This is a genomic window from Parasphingorhabdus sp. (genome assembly GCF_036963805.1).
Classification (GTDB): domain Bacteria; phylum Pseudomonadota; class Alphaproteobacteria; order Sphingomonadales; family Sphingomonadaceae; genus Parasphingorhabdus.
The window spans coordinates 1-3,120 of record NZ_JBALUN010000031.1 but is presented as its reverse complement, the minus strand read 5'-3'; the positions used below and the strand labels follow the sequence as shown (position 1 = coordinate 3,120).

General features: G+C 53.2%; 3 protein-coding genes. All 3 read right to left on the bottom strand.

What is annotated here, in order from left to right:
• Window positions 1–25: 25 nt before the first annotated feature.
• The 3 genes from V7676_RS18595 to V7676_RS18585 all read right to left on the bottom strand — a co-directional run bounded on the left by V7676_RS18595 (window position 26) and on the right by V7676_RS18585 (window position 2,778).
• The gene (locus V7676_RS18595; RefSeq protein WP_335661050.1) at window positions 26–532 is read right to left on the bottom strand and encodes a hypothetical protein; all 507 of its coding nucleotides are present in this window, start codon (window positions 530–532) and stop codon (window positions 26–28) included.
• Window positions 519–1,793 (bottom strand): SAM-dependent methyltransferase, encoded by a 1,275-nt coding sequence (locus V7676_RS18590; protein ID WP_035542281.1) that lies wholly within the window; start codon window positions 1,791–1,793, stop codon window positions 519–521. The genes V7676_RS18595 and V7676_RS18590 overlap by 14 nt, the downstream gene beginning before the upstream one ends.
• A gap of 355 nt (window positions 1,794–2,148) precedes the next feature.
• Complete coding sequence (locus V7676_RS18585; protein ID WP_035542277.1) at window positions 2,149–2,778, bottom strand: formyltransferase family protein; 630 nt, start codon at window positions 2,776–2,778, stop codon at window positions 2,149–2,151.
• Window positions 2,779–3,120 lie beyond the last annotated feature (342 nt).

Genomic DNA, 3,120 nt, shown 5'->3' with positions numbered 1-3,120 from the left:
CCAGATGAGCCAAACACTCACTAAGTCAGGCAGCCTTCTGTCTCAAAATACCTGACGACGAACATTCCTGGCTGATGTCGAGATAATATTTGAGGATCTGCGTGCCATCGCGCACCAGCATTTGTTCAAATGCGCCAACATTGTCGTAAAATGCCTCGACTTCTTGATCGCTGGCAAAGCCCATAACCGGTTCAACGCCGGCGCGGTTATACCAGGATCGATTGAAGAGCGCGATTTCACCATCAGCTGGCAGATGCGGTGCGTAGCGTTGGAAATACCAACTTCTCGTATCGCGGTCGGATGGCTTGCCAAGCGCCACAATGCGCGTCTCTCTGGGGCTGAGATGGTCGGCGATGCGCTTGATAACGCCGTCTTTGCCGGCAGCATCGCGTCCCTCGAAAATCACCAGAATCCGATGACCATGCGTGATCGCACGGCGCTGGATCTTGACCAGTTCTACTTGCAGCGCGCGCAGTCGGCGTTTGTAATCCTTCTTGGAAAGACCCATGTCAGCGTGATCATCTTTTGGCATTCGCGCGAACCCTTTCATCATTGGCCGGCGAAACTTGTCTTATGGCCGGGCGGGCCGGTTCGGATGGATATAGATAGTCTCGCGTTAGCGGCACTGCGTCCTGGCGTTTACCAAGCTGAAGCTGGAACACATTGTGAAAGCCATGGCGAAAAGACAGCTCACTTGTGACGAGATAAAAATCCCACATCCGCACAAACCTCGCATCATATAACTTTTCAGCATCATCCGCGCGGTTCAGAAATCGCTGCCGCCAGGCTTTTAGCGTTTCCGCATAGTGCAAGCGCAGGATCTCAATATCCAGAACCACCAGCCCGGCTTTCTCAATGACGGGGACAATTTCCGAGAGTGCTGGAATATAGCCCCCTGGAAAGATATGCCGGGCGATCCATGGATTGGTCGCCCCTGGTCCAGGCGACCGCCCAATCGTGTGAATGAGCGCCGTTCCATTGTCGCCGAGACGGGCCGCAATCTGGTCGAAATATTCGCGGTAATGCGGCACACCGACATGTTCAAACATACCAACCGAGACAATCTTGTCATACTCGCCGGTAAGGTTGCGATAATCTTGAATCTCAAAATCGACACGGTCGCTGAGCCCGGCGGTCTCAGCGCGCTCTTGAGCCAGACAGTGCTGCTCACAGGATAATGTCACACCGTGGACCCGAACATCTTCGCGCTCCGCCAGATGCATCGCAAGCCCGCCCCATCCGCACCCAATATCAAGCACATGGTCCCCGGGTTTCAAGCACAGCTTGCGCGCGATATGATCTTTCTTAAACCGCTGGGCATCGTCGAGCGATGTCTGCGGCTTCGGGAAATACGCGCAGGAATACTGCATGTCGTCATCAAGAAAGAGGCGGTAGAGATCGTTGCCGATATCATAATGGTGCGCCACGTTCCGAGCCGATCGCGCTTGCGGATTAAATTGCGCAACCGCACGAAACGTCTTTCGCAGGAAAGATGGGAGCGCCGCATGCGCGCTGCCCTTGGACAGAATATTGGTCCAGAGAAGGTCCAGCAGATCATAGAGATCGCCGGTTTCCAGCACGAGGCCTTCTTCCATGTAAGCCTCGCCAAGCTGCAATTCAGGATCGAGCACGATGCGGCGAAGCCAGGCCTCTGATTTCACGGCGATACGAACTGGATGGTCGCAGTTCTGACCAAAAACAGCTGTCTTGCCATTTGGAAAAACGACTTCCAGGCGTCCCTTGTGAATAGACTTTTCAAGCCGGTTTTTAGCGATTGTGCTCCAGAGACTCATCAGCGGCGTCCTTTTTGGTTTAGCGGCGACGCGCACCGGCGTGCTCACTCCATGATCTGATACGGATAAGACGCCCCTGCCCCTGAACCATTACACTTTGCTGGTCTGCACCCTCTTTCTGAAAACCGTGAAAGCGTTACCGAGACATGAGGGCAAACCATCTTTTCGAACTCTCACGATTGGTGTGATGCCTCGTGATCCACGCGCTGTTTCCACGCGGTCTCTGACGCCGGCCCGATATAGATCCTATTGCACCATATGGGCAGCTCAGAAGTCATCGCGCCCCACGCCGCGCAAAACTTTCAAAGCGTCCTCATTCGAAAGGCAAGCCTCATTCCATCAAGCGGCAGTTCTTTTAACCGGCCTGAACTGAATTGAGGTCAGGACCGCACGCCCGTTTTAAACGCTGTGCGTCCTCACCAGACCAATTAGGAAGAGAGTCGCATAAAGCTTTAAACTGGGCTCGCGTTCGCTTTTGGCCAGACCAGTATTCGTGCGGCACAGGCGGCATCGGATCATCGCATTCAGCGCAATGGGCCGCCACCACGGCAAACACTTCCACGGCTTTGGAATAGGCATAATCGGATAATGCAACTCGCTCCGGACGCTCGGGCATTGGAAATCGGCAAACCGCCACAATCGGACCACTGTCAACCGAAGGCATCATTTCATGGGCTGTGACCCCATAGGTGTCCGCGCCTTCCCAGATAGCAAAACTATCAGCATGCGAACCGGGAAATTCTGGCGGTGCCGGGTGGATATTGTATGGCGTCAGTTTTAGCTTGGACAGCAAAGTTCGCGGCACAATAATATCGGTTACAAATGAGATCAGTCTCGCATTCCCGCCTGTTTGCTCCACCGCGTTCGCCAAATCCTCTGCGTTATAGGCTGCAAGAATTTGCAACTCCCGATTCCGCTCCAACAAGAATTCCTCAAAGAAGGGAACTTCGCGTGCGCCTGTTAATAGGATAATTGATCTCGTCATCGTTCAAATCCGGTTTTTCAACCCTTCCCGGCGGGTCTTGTGATCAAATAGCGTGCGGGCTTTCGCGAGCGCTCAGCAGTCTATTCTGCAAAATTTGCTCTATTCCTCTTAATGAAGGGTTTAGTCTATGATTATCGCCCCATTAGATTGGCGCACAGCGCATTCGCCAATTAAGGCGTTGGACGTGTGTGAAGATGCGCCAATTCAAATATCCACTAATCCAAGGTCTTCAGGTTCACCGCAATGCAGATCAACGCTGGCTTGCGTCAATGTTCGTCGTCAGGTATTTTGAGACAGAAGGCTGCCTGACTTAGTGAGTGTTTGGCTCATCTGGTTTCAGTT

Bases quoted from the DNA above. Each gene is read 5' to 3' on its own strand.
- V7676_RS18595 (WP_335661050.1), bottom strand. From the start codon at position 532: ATGCCAAAAGATGATCACGCTGACATGGGTCTTTCCAAGAAGGATTAC.
- V7676_RS18590 (WP_035542281.1), bottom strand. From the start codon at position 1,793: ATGAGTCTCTGGAGCACAATCGCTAAAAACCGGCTTGAAAAGTCTATT.
- V7676_RS18585 (WP_035542277.1), bottom strand. From the start codon at position 2,778: ATGACGAGATCAATTATCCTATTAACAGGCGCACGCGAAGTTCCCTTC.